The 14,171-nt window shown below is 72.4% G+C and carries 10 protein-coding genes and 1 pseudogene; 4 read left to right on the forward strand and 7 right to left on the reverse strand.

Going from position 1 to position 14,171, the window contains the following annotated elements:
- Positions 1 to 144: 144 nt before the first annotated feature.
- Both ABZZ04_RS38475 and ABZZ04_RS38480 read left to right on the forward strand, forming a co-directional pair.
- Positions 145 to 1,059: pseudogene (locus tag ABZZ04_RS38475) on the forward strand (DUF4139 domain-containing protein); the annotation flags it as partial.
- A gap of 8 nt (positions 1,060 to 1,067) precedes the next feature.
- Entirely contained in the window at positions 1,068 to 2,630 is a 1,563-nt protein-coding gene (locus ABZZ04_RS38480; RefSeq protein ID WP_356936894.1) for a mucoidy inhibitor MuiA family protein, read from the forward strand.
- Between the two features lie 93 nt (positions 2,631 to 2,723).
- Here the strand turns inward: ABZZ04_RS38480 and ABZZ04_RS38485 are convergent, their stop codons facing one another.
- The gene (locus tag ABZZ04_RS38485) at positions 2,724 to 3,974 is read right to left on the reverse strand and encodes an oxygenase MpaB family protein (protein ID WP_356936895.1); all 1,251 of its coding nucleotides are present in this window, start codon (positions 3,972 to 3,974) and stop codon (positions 2,724 to 2,726) included.
- Positions 3,975 to 4,017: 43 nt separating this feature from the next.
- On the opposite strand from ABZZ04_RS38485, the gene ABZZ04_RS38490 reads away from it, so the two are divergent.
- Positions 4,018 to 4,614 carry a TetR/AcrR family transcriptional regulator gene (locus ABZZ04_RS38490; RefSeq protein WP_283850375.1) on the forward strand — a complete coding sequence of 199 codons (597 nt, stop codon included), beginning with the start codon at positions 4,018 to 4,020 and terminating at the stop codon, positions 4,612 to 4,614.
- A 79-nt stretch (positions 4,615 to 4,693) separates the two neighbouring features.
- Here the strand turns inward: ABZZ04_RS38490 and ABZZ04_RS38495 are convergent, their stop codons facing one another.
- The 4 genes from ABZZ04_RS38495 to ABZZ04_RS38510 all read right to left on the reverse strand — a co-directional run bounded on the left by ABZZ04_RS38495 (position 4,694) and on the right by ABZZ04_RS38510 (position 11,555).
- Positions 4,694 to 5,788, reverse strand: coding sequence for a chemotaxis protein (locus ABZZ04_RS38495; protein ID WP_356936896.1), 1,095 nt, complete (start codon positions 5,786 to 5,788; stop codon positions 4,694 to 4,696).
- Between the two features lie 869 nt (positions 5,789 to 6,657).
- Entirely contained in the window at positions 6,658 to 7,689 is a 1,032-nt protein-coding gene (locus ABZZ04_RS38500; RefSeq protein WP_356936897.1) for an SMI1/KNR4 family protein, read from the reverse strand.
- Between the two features lie 343 nt (positions 7,690 to 8,032).
- Positions 8,033 to 8,779, reverse strand: a complete 747-nt coding sequence (locus ABZZ04_RS38505) for a methyltransferase domain-containing protein (RefSeq protein WP_356936898.1) — start codon at positions 8,777 to 8,779, stop codon at positions 8,033 to 8,035.
- Positions 8,780 to 9,290: 511 nt separating this feature from the next.
- A complete protein-coding gene (locus tag ABZZ04_RS38510) occupies positions 9,291 to 11,555 on the reverse strand; it encodes a serine/threonine-protein kinase (RefSeq protein WP_356936899.1) in 2,265 nt (754 codons plus the stop codon).
- A 342-nt stretch (positions 11,556 to 11,897) separates the two neighbouring features.
- Between ABZZ04_RS38510 and ABZZ04_RS38515 the strand changes: the two genes are divergently transcribed.
- Positions 11,898 to 12,302 (forward strand): hypothetical protein, encoded by a 405-nt coding sequence (locus tag ABZZ04_RS38515; protein WP_356936900.1) that lies wholly within the window; start codon positions 11,898 to 11,900, stop codon positions 12,300 to 12,302.
- Positions 12,303 to 12,413: 111 nt separating this feature from the next.
- On the opposite strand, the gene ABZZ04_RS38520 is transcribed toward ABZZ04_RS38515, so the two are convergent.
- On the reverse strand, positions 12,414 to 13,205 hold the full coding sequence (locus tag ABZZ04_RS38520; RefSeq protein ID WP_356936901.1) for an SDR family oxidoreductase: 792 nt from the start codon (positions 13,203 to 13,205) through the stop codon (positions 12,414 to 12,416).
- Between the two features lie 241 nt (positions 13,206 to 13,446).
- Positions 13,447 to 13,770: a transposase family protein gene (locus ABZZ04_RS38525; RefSeq protein WP_356936902.1), complete on the reverse strand. Its 324-nt coding sequence runs from the start codon at positions 13,768 to 13,770 to the stop codon at positions 13,447 to 13,449.
- Positions 13,771 to 14,171 lie beyond the last annotated feature (401 nt).

Here is a 14,171-nt window from a genome sequence, read left to right on the forward strand (position 1 = left end):
ACCGAGATATACTTTTTTTTATTTTCTTCTTTACATTTCTTCGCTCTTCCGATGTTGTTCATTCGCCCGGCGTAGACTTGGGGGGGGGGGGCACCCCCCCCGCGGACGCCCGGGCCGCGAGCGGGTTCCCGCCCCCTCCCGAACGCCCCCGCCGCGGCGCCCGCAGCACCCGCGGCGCCCGGCCTGGCCGCGCCGCCGCCCCCACCGAAGCCGGTGACCGGTCCGCCGCAGCCGAGCGGCGCCGAACTCGACTACGCCGCCCTCGTCCTGTGCGGCCCCGACGGGCGGAGCGGTCGCAGGGGACGGCTGTTCCCCGGCGAACCCTTCGACCCGGTGGCGGTCGAGTACCGCCGCCGCGCCGAGGCGGTGGCCGCGCTGCCGCTGCCCGGACAGGCCGTGCGCCCCCGCGAGTCGGCGGGGTCCTTCGACCACCGCTTCGACGCCGCCGCCCGCGCGGACATCCCGTCGGACGGCACCTGGCACACCGTCACCGTCGGCGAGATCCCGGTCGGCCTGCGCACCGAGTACCTCTGCGTACCGTCCGTGGAGCAGACCGTGTACGCGACGCTGGTGCTCTCCAACGCCACCGACCAGGCGCTGCTGGCCGGTCCGGTGGAGGTCGTCGTCGACGACGACTTCCTGCTGACCGCCGCGCTGCCCACGCTCGCCCCCGGCGGTGTCCGCCGGGTGGGGCTCGGACCGGCCGAGGGCATCCGGGTCACCCGCCGCACGAACCTGCGCGAGTCGACCGCGGGCCTGCGCAACAACACCACCGTGCTCGACCACCGCGTCCACGTGGAGCTGGCCAACCGGCTCGCGCGGCCCGTCACCGTGGAAGTCCGCGAACGGGTGCCGGTCTCCTCCGAGCCCGACGTCCGGATCGAGGAACGGGCCGACTGGACGGCGCCCGAGGAGGACACCGGGTCCGACCGGCACGCGCCCGGCACCCGCGTCTGGCGACTTGACCTGTCCGCAGGCGCCACCGCCGCCCTCGACGGCGGCTACGAGATCCGCATCCCGGCAGGCAAGGCCCTGGCCGACGGCAACCGCAGGAGCTGACACCCGCCATGTCCACGGCCCCGAAGCCGATCGCCCTTCCCGTCACCGCCGTCACGTGCCTGGAGGACCGCGCCCACGTCGAGCGCGCCGTCGTGCTCGACCTGGAGGCCGGGGTCCAGCGGCTGCGTCTCGGGCCTGTCAGCGCGCTGGCCGTCGACCGGACCCTCCACGCCGAACTGACCGGTGATCACCCCGCGACCGTGCTGGACGTACGGATCGTCCGCGACTGGACACCGCGCGGGCCGCGGCCGTCCGCCGACGACGACTCCGCCCTGCGCCACCGCGTGCACGCCCTCGAGGAGGAACGGCTGTCCCTGGAGCAGCGCCGCGACCGGCTGCGCACCCGGCTCGACCTGCTCGATTACCTCGCCACCGACCTGCTGCGGGAGATCGGCGAGGGCACCGGTTCCGGGGAGACCGACCGGTCCCGCTGGGCCGGTGAGCTGGACCGGGTGGACGGCGAACGCGACACGCACGCCGAGGAACTGCGTGCCGTGGAGGCCCGGTTGGGCGCCCTCGCCACCGAACTCACGGAGACGCGGCAGGCCGTGCACCTCTCCGAGGAGGAACCCGCCGAGCTGGTCGGCCACATCGAGTTGACCGTCGAGGCCGGGGCCGCCGGACCGGTCGGGCTGCGCCTGAGCCACCTCACCCCGTGCGCGCTGTGGCGGCCCGCCTACCGGGCCGTGCTCGACGGGGACTCCCTGACGCTGGAGACCGACGCGATGGTCTGGCAGCGCACCGGGGAGGACTGGTCGGACGTGCGGCTGACCCTGTCGACGGCCCGTTCGGCGCTGGCCACCGACCCGCCGCGACTGGACGAGGACCGGCTGACGCTCCGGGACCGCTCCGCGGCGGAGCGCCGCACGGTGGACGTCGAGCTGCGCGAGGAGGAGATCGGGACCCTCGGACCGGCCCCGGTGCTCGGCCTGCCGGGGGTGGACGACGGCGGCGAGGCACGGGTGCTGAGGTCCCCCGTGCCGGTCTCGGTGCCCTGCGACGGCCGTGCCCACCGGGTGCCGCTCTCCTCGTTCACCACGGTCGCACCCGGTGAACACGTCTGCGCACCGGAGCTGTCACCCCTGGTCACCCAGGTCGTGCGGTTCGACAACCTGTCCGGCCACGCGCTGCTCGCCGGTCCCGTGGACCTGGTCCGCGACAGCGGATTCAGCGGGCGCGGCACCCTGGACTTCACCGCCCCCGGCGCCCCCGCCCGGCTGGCCTTCGGCAGCCGCGACGACTACCGGGTGGTGCGGCGGACCGAGGAGTCCCGTGACACCACCGGCATCACCCAGCGGACCGTGGTGACCCGCACGGTCCAGTTGCACCTGTCCCGGTTCTCCGCCCCCGGGGAGCACGGCGAGCAGCGGGTGGTCCTGCGGGAACGGATCCCGGTCTCCGAGGTCTCGGCGGTGGAGGTGCGCCTGCGCGAGGAAGCCTGCTCCCCGGCCCCCGACGCGGTCGACGCCGAGGGCGTCGTCCACTGGAACGTCCCCCTCCCGCCCGGTGGCCGCCGCACGGTCACCCTGGTCTACGAGCTGTCGGCGAGCTCCAGGGTCACCGGCCTCTGAGCCCGTGCCGGCCGCCGTCCCGGCCGAACCGGGCGGCGGCATCCGGCCGTTCCCGTACCGCCGCGCGCGCCGGCCGGGGTCGGGCGGTCCGGCTCATCCCGCCTCCGGCAGTCGGGCCACGGTGGCGGGGCCGTCGTGGAACATCGAGGCCAGGTACTCGTCCTGCACACGCGCGCCGCGCCGTTCCAGCCGTTCCCGGCCGCCGGGCAGCACGCCGAGGATCCGGTACCGGACCGTGTTCGTGACCAGTGAGAGCGCCGGTCCCCACGGGAGGCTGGGGCGCAGCCCCAGTTCGCGCATTCCGGTCGGGCCCACGAAGGCGGTGAGCAGGCTCGTCTGCCGGGCGCGCTCGTAGCGCCGGTGGAGCCGTTCGACGACGGGTCTGTCGTGGCCGAAGCAGCGCTCGGTCTGGGCGTCCATGGTCAGGCGGGCGAGGTCCCGGCCTGCCTGGGTCTGTCCGGCGGCGGACAGCAGGATGTGGTAGTTCCACCGGTGCCGGACGTCCTCGACGTCCGTCAGCCACTCCGGCGCGACGCCCATCAGCAGGCCGACGTACCGCCACAGGTGCATGAGGTCGTCACGCTGCCGGCGGGTCAGACGCACCCCGAGCCCGAGGCAGCCGACGATCACGGTCGCGTCGAAGAGTCCGAGGGTGGCCGCCTGGTCGGCCTGGTTGATCGGCAGGCCCCAGCGCCCGGAGTCCCAGCGTGGTTCGAAGTGCGCGTTCACCAGGGCGTGCATGGCGCGCACATGGACGGTGAGGCGCCAGCCCTCGGCCCCCGGGCGCAGGCCGCCGGGGCGGGTGACGGCGTGGGACCACTTGGCCGTCTCGCCCAGGCGCCGCAGCGTCCCGTCCCCGCCCAGGCCGCCGGTGAGCACCAGCAGGTCGGCCGGTCCGCCGAAGCGGTAACCGCCGACGAGGGAGAGGAGGGTGAGGACGTCGCCGCTGTTGCGGCCCAGGGAGCGGTAGGCCGCCGCGCCGCGTTCGATCCGGTCCCAGTCGACCCAGTCGGGGACGGTCGTCGCGTGGTCCAGGAACTCCCGCAGCGCGGACGGCAGGTCCCGGGGCACGTCGGGGGCCGCGTGCAGCGCCCTGCCGAGCAGGGAGTGCGTGACCCGGGCCGGGTCACCGGCCGGCAGGCGCATCGCCCCGGTGAGGGCGGCACCCAGTTCGTCGCGCTGGAGGAGAGCGGCACCCAGCCGCTCCATGAGGGCCTCGTCGACGCCCTTGTCGATGTCGGTGAGGAGGAAGAGCGGACGGGCGATCCTGCGGCCGCGTCGCTCGGCCTCCCGGAAGCGGCTCGGAAACGGACCGATGGCACGGACCTCGCTGCTCTGCGTCATACGACCGTTGTAATGCGAATAAATATTCGCATACAATTCGCTTATGCGTAAGACGCCCCGTCAGGAGCGGTCGCGGGAGATGGTCGAGCGGATCATCGACGCAGGGCGCGCGGTCCTGGCACGCGATGGCTACGCACGGTTCGCGACGACCCGGGTCGCCGACGCGGCCGGCATCAGCCCCGGTTCCCTCTACCAGTACTTCCGGAACAAGGAAGAGCTCCTCACCGTGCTCATGGAGCGGTACTGGGCGGAGGCGGGCGACCGGGTGGCGGCTTCGCTCGCCGACCATCTCGCCGATCCGCCCGAGCGGCTGATCCCCAATGTGATCGAGGCACTGCTGTCCGCCCTGGAGCAGGACTCGCAACTTCTTCGCGTCGTGATCGAGGAGGTGCCGCCGAGCTATCACGAGGATCATCTGCATCACATCCGGCGCCGCATCCAGGACCTGGGTTCGGCGTACCTCGCGGGGCGCGCGCCCGAGGAGCGCAACGGGGCCACCCGCGCCTGGGTGCTCGTCGCCGCGATGGAGGCGCTCAGCGTGCGTTGGATCCTCGACCGGCCCGCCATCCGGCGTGACGAGCTGATCGAGGAACTCACCGCGCTCGTGACCAACTACATGTTCCGCGCGGACCCGGCCTGACGGCAAGGCGTCCGGCCCCCGGCCCCGGTCTCCGGGTCCCCGGGCGTAGCGGGACGCCCGGGGCTCGGTGCGGGCGGGCTCAGTAGCGCAGCACCGCGGCGATCCGCCCCTCGTCGGCAAGGGTGTCGGCGGGGACGAACCTGACGTCGGCCCCGGTGTCCAGGGCGCGTTCGACGATCTCATCGACCATGTCGTCGCGGGCGCCCGGTTCGCCGGAACCGGCCGGTTCCAGGTGGCCGCCCTCCTCGCGCACGACCGTCCGGTAGTCGTCCTCGACCGCGACCACACGGGCCCGGCCCTCCTTCGCGGCCAGCCACACCTCGTCGATGCCGCCCGCGAACTCCCGCCTGCCGCGCGCGGCGTCCAGTTCCGTGACGACGGCGGAGACGGCGGCCGTCTCCCGTGCGGTGCGCGAGGGTTCGACGGCCCGGTGCACCTCGGCGGCCGGACCGTCGGCCAGCCCGCCGTGCTCCACCGCGACCGTCTCCGGGGCCGGCGGGCCGAGTTCCTCCAGCAGGGCCAGGGCCTCGGCGGAGCCGAGAACGTACAGCGGGCGGGGCTCGGCGGCCAGGACGGCACGCAGCTTCTCGTGCGCCTCACGCAGGAACTGCCGGGTCGCCTCGTCCCGGAAGGTACTGGGCAGGTCGCCGATGCGTTCCTTCCGCTCGGCGTCCGGGTCCTCCAGACTGCGGGTCAGCGGAAAGCCGTCACGTTCGGTCTCGACCACGCGTTCGGGATCGCCGCTCCACAGCGAGACCCGGTCGGCGGCCACGGCCAGCACCCAGTACGGCCGCTCCGCCGCGGCGGCCGCGACCAGGTTGCGGGTGAGGAAGGTGTCCGAGAGAACCACCCGTTCCGGAACGGCCCGGGGCAGCGACCACACCTGATGCTCGCCCTGCGCCACATGGATCACCAGGCCGTCCTCCGCGTGCACGAGGTCGACCTCGGCGGCCGCGCGGCCCAGCTCGTCCAGGATGTCGGCCCGGCGCTCGCGCGGCACGTCGGGGTCCTGGGTGAGCGCCTTCTCCGCCTCGGTGAGGAGGTTGCGCAGCCGCACCTGGTCCTGGGCGTTGTCGGGTTCACGGCGGTGCGTCGGCATCACGAGCGAGACGGCCGGGTACGGGCGGGGCCGGCGGAGTTCCGCGAGTACCTCGCCGCTGAGCACGGGGTTCATGGAAAAGCCTTCCTGCTGGTTCGGTGGGAACCGTCGGTACGGGCCCGAGGTCCTGCTCCGCGCCGTTCCGTCCCGGGCCCGCTCCGGGGTGCCGCTCGGATGCGGAGCCGTCGCCGCTTCCCTCCGTGGCCCCGGCCTCCGCCCGGAACCGACCGGGTGCGGTCGTCGACGGTGTCGCGGACGACCGGGCGGGTCGTGCGGCGGCCGTCTCCCGGCCACTGCCGGACCCGCCGTCGGCGGCGGGGATCCCGACGTCCGCACCGCCGCGGCGGTGCGTCGGCGGTGGTCTCGCGGCCGTACGTGACGACGACGCCGGTTCCGGGGACGGCGGTGTCGTTGCCGCTGCCCCGCTGCTGACGTCAGGTGGTACCGACGTTACCCCCCGGCTCCGGGGCGTGCACTCGCAGGACGGCCGCCGTCATCCCCCGGGTCCGTGAGCGCGTCGCCCACGGGCCCGGTGCACGGCCCCTGCCCGGAGCGGTCTCAGGGGACGGCCGGGGCCGAGCACCCACGGGCCTTCGCCGGACGCCCGGCGAAAGCCTTCAGCACGGTGTGTTCGTACGCGAGGTCCGCCTCACCGGCCGGGGGCCCGACGGGCTTCCCGAGCTCGGCCCCGCAGCACCGGGCCTTCGCTGGAAGTCGCCGTGCACCAGGAGATGACCGGCGACGGCGACGGCCGCCACGAGCGGCACCCCTATGGACAACGGCTTGCGCGACCACAACGGCACCCGGTCCGCGGAGCCCCCTCACCGATGGATCAAGACCTGGAACGTATCAGGGCCCCGGTTCCCCGCCCGTGGGCGCCCCGGGTCCGGCCGGGCGCTCCCGGCGGGCCTCCGGACACGGCTGGTTCCTCCTCCGGTACGGCTCTACCGGTCGTCCGCCATGGCGGCGAGCTCGTCGAGCATGGCGGCGACGGCGGCATCGGTCATCCGGTAACCGTCGGCGGTCTCGGCGATGTGCCCCGAGGCGACACGGGAGTTCCACCAGTCCTCGACGAAGCCGGGGGCGTACCCGCCGGTCCTGAACCCGTAGGGCTCGGCCACGAGGCCGAAGACGATCATGAGTTCGTAGTCCGGTACCGCGTAGGAACGCTCCTGCCCCGCGGGCGCCTTCAGGTACCGGTCGAAGGATTCGACCCGATCAGAACCCGTGAACAGCCAGAACAGGTAGTCGTACATCAGCGTGGATCGCGCGTCGGCGTGCAGCGCGAAGAACCCCTTGTCGTGCACGATGGCCTCCGCCAGGGCCCGTATCCTCCGGTCCGCGTCGGGCAGGACGTCGGCGACCTCGTGGAAGGCCCGTACCAGCACCGGGGAGAAACTGCCGTCGCGCACCGTTTCCAGTGCGTCGATCAGGTCCTGTTCCGAGGTGTCGTAGACGGACGCGTCGACCAGGCCCCTGACGAAGGCCTCGAAGCTCTCCGCGACCGGGGTGATCGCGAAGTCGTCCTCCTGGTCGACGTGCACCACGGCCGGTTCGCCGTGTCTGCCGCACGCGCGGTAGTCGAGGGCGAGCATGTCGTGGCCGGCCGACGGCGTGTCGGCGAAGTAGACACCGATGTCCGGGTACTCCCACATCTCGATCCAGAACCGGCTGCCGAACTCACCGGCGAGCGACTGCGGCCTGGCCCGCCCCACGCCCCTGATGCCGTTGATCACGATGTGGTCGTCGGCCCAGGAGGTCGGCTCGGTCATGGGGAAGTGGTCCCGGTCCGGAACGCCGCCGTTGTGCGCGGTCATCAGCGCGATGTAGGAGTCGGGCAGCCGGTACCCGCCGAGCTCCTCCTCCACCGACGCGATCAGCTCCCGCGTGGGCGGGGTCTCCTCCACGTACTCCTTCAGCGCGTACGCCGAGTCGTCCCAGAACCCTGCCGTGTCGAAGCCCTCGAAATGTTCCACTGCGCCCTCCCTGGCCGCTCGCCCGGCGAGCGTGCGTTCCGCGACCGGAAACGGCCGGCCGTGCCGCCCTCCCCCGGTCACCGTGATGAGACACCGCCGGACCCCGTCGGGTTCCGCCGGACTCCGACGGTGGCCGGGCCCGGACCGGTCATGCCCCCATGATGACGGCCACCGCTGACAACGGGGTGCCGGGTGCTTCCCGAGCGGACACGGAATCCACCCATCCGGCAAAAGCCCGGACCGTGCCGTGCCCGGACCCGGTGGAACACCGGTGGCCGGACCGCGGCCACGAGAACGCGCGGTCCCGGGCAGCGAGCCGCCCGGAACCGCGCGGGTGGGACCGTCAGCGGGCCATCAGTGCGAAGACCCCCCAACCGAGGTATTCGCGCTGGTACCGCGTGTAGCGGGCGGGCCCGGTGGTGAGCTCGGCCCGTACCTCGGCGGCCAGTTCGTCATCGGGATTCCCGTCGAGCCAGCGGCGGAGGTTGAGCCACTGCGCCGCCTGGTACCGGTCCCAGCTGTCCTGGTCGGCCAGCACCATTTCCACGACGTCGTGGCCGAGGCCGCCGAACAGCTCGATCAGCTCCGGCAGCATCAGGAAGTCGTCCTTGCCCCCGGCGAGACAGGCCTCGGCGGTTTCCCGGTCCGGCACTTCCCGACGCCAGTACGGCTCGCCGATCAGCATCAGACCGCCGGGGCGGAGACTGCGGCCCAGCAGTTCGACGGTGCCGGCCACGCCGTTCCCGATCCAGGTGGCTCCGACGCACGCGGCGAGGTCGACCGGTTCGTCCGAGACATGACCGGAGGCGTCGCCGTGCACGAAGGAGACCCGGTCGGCGACACCGAGTTCGGCGGCGCGGGCGCGGGCCTTCTCGGTGAACACCGTGCTGATGTCCACCCCGGTCCCGGTGATGTGGTGGTCACGGGCCCAGGTGCACAGCATTTCGCCCGATCCGCTGGCGAGGTCGAGCACGCGGGTCCCGGGCTCCAGATGCAGCGCCCGCCCCAGGTCGGCGAGCTTGCCCGGGGTGAACGGGTTGTGGAGGCGGTGGCTACTTTCGCGAATGGTGAAGATGCGAGGAAGATCCACGAGAGGTGTTCCTTGGGTTCGATGAGGTCATGGCGTTCGCGGAAGACGGCCGACCGGAGTCGGCAGCCGTTGCTCGGACCGTCATCAAAAACACCTCTTCTGAACGCATGGATCTTGGACGCGGCAAATATAGGCCGCCCGCATCGACGTCTCCAGCGATTTCACCGGCCCTTCGAGCGGGCGCCCGGAGGCGACCGCGGGCCCGCCGCAGGATCACCCGGCACAGCCGTGGCCGTGGCACAGCCGCCGTCGGCCTTCCCGGTGCCGACGCCGGGAAGGCCGACGGCCGGCACCAGGACCAACAGCCCGAACCAGCCCCGGACCCGGCCCCGACCGGGAACGTCCCGGATCCGGAGGGGACGGGGCTCGCCGGTGACGGCGCGAGACCTCCCACCGGATTCGCCGGGGCCGTACGGGGGGGGCGGCGCGGGCCGCTGCCCGGCTCTTCCCGTCCTTCCGGACCTTCGGGTCCTGGTGGGACGGGGCCGGGCAGCGCCGGGGCCCGCCCCGATCAGCTCGGCTTCGGCGGTTCCTGCGCGTCGAAGGAGAAAAGCGTGTTGTTGGCCGCGGCCACGATCACCGCACCCCCCATGACGGTCACACGCGGGCTCGCGCCGGACTCGCCCGTCAGACCGTCGGCCCGCGGGTCCGTCGTCCACAGGGTCTTGCCGTCGCGTGACGACAGCGCGACCACCCGGCCGGTGGCCGAGCTGAAGTACAGCGCGTCGCCGCCCGCGGCGGGACCCGACGCACCCTCCACACTGGTCTGCCGCGACCACTTCTCCCGGCCGGTCGCCGGGTCGAGCGCCGTGACGAGACCGGTCTGCCCGCTCATGTAGAGGGTGCCGTTCACCATGCCGGGCGTTCCCTCGTACGTCTTGGCCAGTCGGGAGTACGTGACCTTCCGCGAGGCCGGGTCGACCCGCACCACCCCGTCGTAACCGGTCAGCGCCGCTCCCTCCATGTGCACCTGGAGGAGTACGAGCCCGCCGTCAGCGACACCCATCGGCGCGGCGAAGCCGTCGATCGCGATGGGCCTGCCCAGCTTCCCCGAGGCACGGTCGACCAGGTACAGGGTGGAGTGGCTCACCTCACCGGCCTGCACCTCCGCGTTCGACGCGCACATCGCGAGGAGCCGCGGGCCCGCCGGGACCGGGGCGCACTGCGTGTCCGCGGGGAACGGCGTCCTCCAGGTGATCTCACCGCTGTGCGCGTCCCGGGATTCCAGGTGGGAGTTGAAGGCGTCGACCGTCACGACGGCGGAGCCGAGCACCAGGGCGTCCCGGGTCCGGCCGGTGACGGCCTGCGACTGCGCACCGGACGGTGCGGACCACAGTTCCCGGCCGCTGGCCGCGTCGATGGCCACCACCTCGCTGGGAGGGTCCTGCGGGAAGTTCTCGGCGGCGAAGCGGTAGCCGAGCACCGTGTCGTCGGTGGCGCCCACCAGGTGCATGCCCCGGACGGGGACGCCCGGGCTCTTCACCGTCCACTCCGACGAGCCGTCCGCGGCCTTGATACGGGTCGCGACGACGCTGCCGCCCCCGCAGAACAGCGCGTCGCCCCGGGCGACGCAGCGCAGCTCGTCGGGGATCTCCGGACGGCCGCCCTGCACGACCGTGTTCCACGGCTCGAAACCGGCCGGAAGCGCGGCGCCCGGCGTCGCGACGCTCTCACCGCCCTCACCGCCGTTGCCGCCGCTCCCCCCGGGGCCGGTCACCTTCAGCACGGCCACGCCCCCGCCGATCGCCGCCACCGCGACCGCGGCCGCGAGCACGGGCCGCCACCGGCGCCCCGGACGGCGGCCGGCGGAGGTGTCGGTGGTTCCCGTGCCGGTGCTTCCCGTTTCGGGAGCGGCCGGGGCGACGACCGGGACGGTCGGTGCAGGGGTGGTCCGCGCCGCGAAGTCGGGCTCGGTGGCCACGTCGCGGGTGCGGCCCGCGTCGGCCCCGCCCTCGTCGGTCCCCCCGAGGTCGATCGGCAGGTCCCGCAGCAGCACGAGGAGCTCGTCCGCCGAGGGACGCTTGTCGGGCTCCTTGTCCAGGCACAGTTCGACGACCGCGCGCAGTGCCACCGGTACGGCGTCCAGCGACGGCTCCTCGTGCAGCACCTGATACGCCGTCAGGTAGGGGCTGTCCGCGTCGAAGGGGCCGTGGCCCGTCCCCGAGTACACCAGCAGTGTCCCCAGCGAGAAGACGTCGGACCGCGGACCCACGCCGCGCGGCGCCTGCAACTGCTCCGGCGACATGAAGGGCGGCGTGCCGATGACCCGCCCGGTCATCGTCAGCGTCTCCTGGTCCGCGGCGCGCGAAATGCCGAAGTCGATGACGCGCGGGCCCTCGGGCGAGAGCACGACGTTCGAGGGCTTCAGGTCGCGGTGGACGACCCCCACCCGGTGGATGTCGCGCAGCGCCTCGGCCAGGCCGATGGCGAGCCTCCTCAGCTCCGCTCCGTCCAGCGGGCCCTTCATGGCGATGTGCTGGGTGAGCGTGTGCCCCTCGATGTAGGCCGTCGCCATCCACGGCTGCTCGGCCTCGGGGTCGGCGTCGACCACGGCAGCGGTGAACGCGCCGCTCACCCGCCGTGCCGCCGCCACCTCCTGCCGGAAACGGATGCGGAACTCGTCGTCCCCCGCGAACTGCTGGTGGATCAGCTTGATCGCGACGGGTCGCCCCGAACTCGTACGGGCCAGGAAGACCGTGCCCATGCCACCCGAGCCGAGCCGAGCCTCAAGCGGGTAACCGCCGATCTCGGTCGGATCACCTCCGCGCAGCGACACTCTTCCCGACCTCCAGTCCCCCGTGGCATCTCTGTCGCCACGGGCCTGCCTATCTTTCCTGCACACAAACTAGCCGCAGGGCAGTGGGGCCGAGCAAAGAGGGTGAGCCGATGCCGGGTCCGTCCCCGCCGGTGTCCGGGCCCGCCCGGCGGGCAGCAGCGGATTCCCGTCCACGGATCTCAACAGGTGGACAGTCCCGTCGGCGTCCGACGCACCCGAAAGGGGCACGAGCGAGCGCCGAACCGCCCGTCACGACGGCATGCCCCGTGCTCTTCGCGGCCGCTGTCAGTGGCCTCTGCCAGGATGCCCCGGTCACCAACGACCCCTGCCCGGAAGGCCACCATGAGCTGGGACGTGTTCCTCCTCCGCCTGCCCGACGACATCACGTCGGTGCAGGAGATCCCCGCCGACCACACCCCGGCTCCGCTCGGCCGGCGGGACGACGTGCTCGCGGCTGTCGCCCGGGCCGTTCCCGAGGCCGACCTCTCGGACCCCGGCTGGGGCACTCTTTCCGGCCCCACGTGGTCGATCGAGCTCAACATCGGCTCGAATGACCCGGTGGAATCGATCATGCTCCACATCCGGGGCTCCGGCGACGACGTGCTGACCCCCGTCTTCCGGCTGGCCGAGTCCCTGCGGTGCGGAGTGATCGACTGCACCGACGGCGAGCTGATCGCTCCGGGGCAGTCGTCGGGCTGGCACTCCTTCCAGCAGTTCCGCGACCAGGTCGTCGGACCGTCCCAGTGACGCCCATGCAGCAGCACTCGCCCCCGGGCCCCGACGGCACTCGTACGTGAGCGCAGGTGACGCCCGTGCGTGGGGGCCCGGCGGCGTCGGCCGACCCGGGCCCCTGCCCGCTCAGATGGCCAGAATGCCGCCGTCCACCGCCACATGGCTGCCGGTGGCGAACGAGGAACGGTCGCTCAGCAGCCACAGGGCCGCTTCCGCCACCTCTCGCGGCCCGGCCATCCGCTTCTGGATCTGGCGTGCGACGAACGCCTCCTCCAGAGCCGGTTCGGCCGCCACCGCCGCATTGATCATTTCCGTCCGGGTGGTGCCCACGACCAAGGAGTTGACGCGGATGCCCGACGCCCCGTACTCGGCGGCCGCGGCCTTCGTCAGGCCAAGGACGGCGTGCTTCGCCGCGATGTAGGGGGATGGTGCGCCGGTGGCGATGAGCCCCGCCGAACTGGCGGTGTTGACGATCGCCCCGTGGCCGGCGTCCAGCATGACGGGGATCTGACGGCGCAGGCAGTTCCACGTCCCGCGTACGTTGACATCCATGACACGGTCGAAATCCTCTTCCGGCAGCTCGTGCGACCGGCCGAAGGTGGAGCCGGCGTAACCGGCGTTGTTGAAGGCGCCGTCGAGACTGCCGAAGCGTTCGACGGCCGTCGCGACGGCGCGCTCGACGTCGTCGGCCAGCGTCACGTCGCCGACGCTGCAGGCCGCCCGTCCACCGGATGCCTCGATCTCATGGACGAGGTCCTTGAGCCGGTCCTCGCGGCGGGCCATGAGGACGACAGCCGCGCCCTCGGAGGCGAAGAGCCGTGCCGCGGCCTCGCCTATGCCACTCGACGCTCCGGTGATCATCACGGTCTTACCGGTCAGCAGGCCGGTGCTGTGCGCTGGGGTCATTCGATCGTTCATGACGTGAGTAAACCCGAAGCGGCGTTCCGTCACACGGCTTTTGCCGGACGGGTGTTCACCTCTCGGGACCATGGCCATGGCCATGGCAGCCGCCGTCGGACGTTCCTTGGCCTCGGACCGCTCCAACCTGCCTGCGGCTTCATCCACTTGGTACGACGGCGAACCGCACGACGCGGGCTTTGTCCCCCGGCCCCGGCAACCGATGTCCGCACATCCGTCCCTCACTGAGCCTTTTCCAACCTCACGCTGACGCGTGGTGAAGGACGGGAACGGTCTGGACGAACGCGGTGATGCGGTTGGTGCTGCAGTGAAGCTTCCGCAGAAGGCGCCGGCCCTTCGGAGTGGCCATGGACTGCTCGCCGAGGCAGCGGATCTTGGCGTGTGTGCTGTTGTGCCGACGCTGCCACCGCTTGAGGCGACGGCCTCGGAACGGGACGCGGACGGGGTGGCCGGCTCCCTGGTACGCCCTGTCCGCCCAGCGCTTCAGCCCGGCCGCGGCGAGTGCGTCGATGATCCCATGGGTCCGTGCGGCGGTCAGGTCGTGGGCGGAGGCCGACGACGACACCAAGCCCGAACCAGTCACTACAAACGACGCGGACACAGCCCATAGAACTGACCACCCATCAGCACAAACACCGCTGCGGTACTGGGGCCGTCCCACGTTGGTGGAGATCGTTTCCCACCTTCCTGGCGTACCGCGTGGTGTTTACGGCATCGCTTCGGGGCAGTCGGCTGGGACCCATGTGGCGGTGGAGGCCACGGATCGAGGGCGGCATGACCGCACACCTGCACCCGGCCAGGCCCGAGACCTCGGCACCGGATGGCTTACCGCTGCCGCGCAAGGATGTACCGCTCACCCGAATCCGGCTCGCCGATCCAGGTGAAGACCGTCGGGTGTTCCTCCGTACCGCCGATGTCCCAGCCGAAGGACAGGCCCTCGCAGTCCGCGATGCTGAGCTCGACCGG

Source organism: Streptomyces sp. NPDC006435, assembly GCF_040612315.1.
In the GTDB taxonomy this organism is placed as follows: domain Bacteria; phylum Actinomycetota; class Actinomycetes; order Streptomycetales; family Streptomycetaceae; genus Streptomyces.

What these genes read in the sequence shown, in the direction of transcription:
- ABZZ04_RS38480 (WP_356936894.1), top strand. Translation starts at nt 1,068, where the DNA reads ATGTCCACGGCCCCGAAGCCGATCGCCCTTCCCGTCACCGCCGTCACG.
- ABZZ04_RS38490 (WP_283850375.1), top strand. Translation starts at nt 4,018, where the DNA reads ATGCGTAAGACGCCCCGTCAGGAGCGGTCGCGGGAGATGGTCGAGCGG.
- ABZZ04_RS38495 (WP_356936896.1), bottom strand. Translation starts at nt 5,788, where the DNA reads ATGAACCCCGTGCTCAGCGGCGAGGTACTCGCGGAACTCCGCCGGCCC.
- ABZZ04_RS38485 (WP_356936895.1), bottom strand. Translation starts at nt 3,974, where the DNA reads ATGACGCAGAGCAGCGAGGTCCGTGCCATCGGTCCGTTTCCGAGCCGC.
- ABZZ04_RS38515 (WP_356936900.1), top strand. Translation starts at nt 11,898, where the DNA reads ATGAGCTGGGACGTGTTCCTCCTCCGCCTGCCCGACGACATCACGTCG.
- ABZZ04_RS38520 (WP_356936901.1), bottom strand. Translation starts at nt 13,205, where the DNA reads ATGAACGATCGAATGACCCCAGCGCACAGCACCGGCCTGCTGACCGGT.